This window comes from Flammeovirga sp. EKP202, assembly GCF_014534745.1.
GTDB lineage: Bacteria > Bacteroidota > Bacteroidia > Cytophagales > Flammeovirgaceae > Flammeovirga.
On sequence record NZ_JACVVP010000125.1, the window covers coordinates 1 to 888 of the forward strand.

1 protein-coding gene is annotated in these 888 nt (G+C 35.5%); it reads right to left on the reverse strand.

The features are described 5' to 3' along the window. Window positions 1–842: transposase (locus IC221_RS29240; RefSeq protein ID WP_188172321.1), on the reverse strand; the 842-nt coding region annotated here is incomplete at its 3' end. Window positions 843–888 lie beyond the last annotated feature (46 nt).

Sequence of the window (888 nt, forward strand, 5' to 3'; positions counted from 1 at the left end):
TCAGAAAAGTAGGTGAATGTATTCATGATGGTTTGAAAAGATTTAAAACCGCTTTCCTCTACATCATTGTACCACCTTGCCAGTTTTAAATTGGCAACTGACTTAGTGATATCTTCTTCAAATATTGACCTTAAATGCATGGATAATTTATAAGCCTTGTGAATTTTTGGGAACCTCTCAAATAATAACTCGGCTCTTTGTTCTTGTGATTTTGTCCATTTTGATGATGGTTTGAATAATGCATATCTACTTCTTGCTAGTAGTTGCGGTAGTGTGTCGCCATTAGGAAGTAGTTCTGGTATGTATTTTTCCTCTTTTTCACGGCTTTCTTTTATTTTCTCATTCTCAGCTTCCAGAGTTTCCCATCTGATTTTGATACGTTGTTCCTGGACCGCTTCAGATGCTAATTGTTGGACATGAAAACGATCAATAACTATAGCTGCTTTGCCAAAACATTTACTTGCAATAAGATTCATATTATTAGCCATGTCTAAAGTAATCTCTTCCACCTTATCACGTTGATCTTTAGGTATCTGTTTTAAAACTTTAATAACATCTTCAGACTTTACTCCTTCAACCAGAGCAATTAAACTCCCTTGTTTACCATTCGCTAATTTATTCGTTACAATCGTATATAGTTCTCCATTGGACAATGAGGTCTCATCAATACCAATCGACTTTGAAATATTTTCTGGAAAAACAAGGTGGTGATCCTCTGAATGTTCTTTCGACCATTCAGCAAACTCACTCAAATGTTTTTTATAACTCCGAAGAAAGTTAGAGCTTTTAACACCATAGAAAGTTGAAAGACGTTGACTACTTATGGCTTCAGTATCGAGCAAGTGCTTTTAAAAAAGACGCGTATTCCTCTGACATACGTGTTCCCTT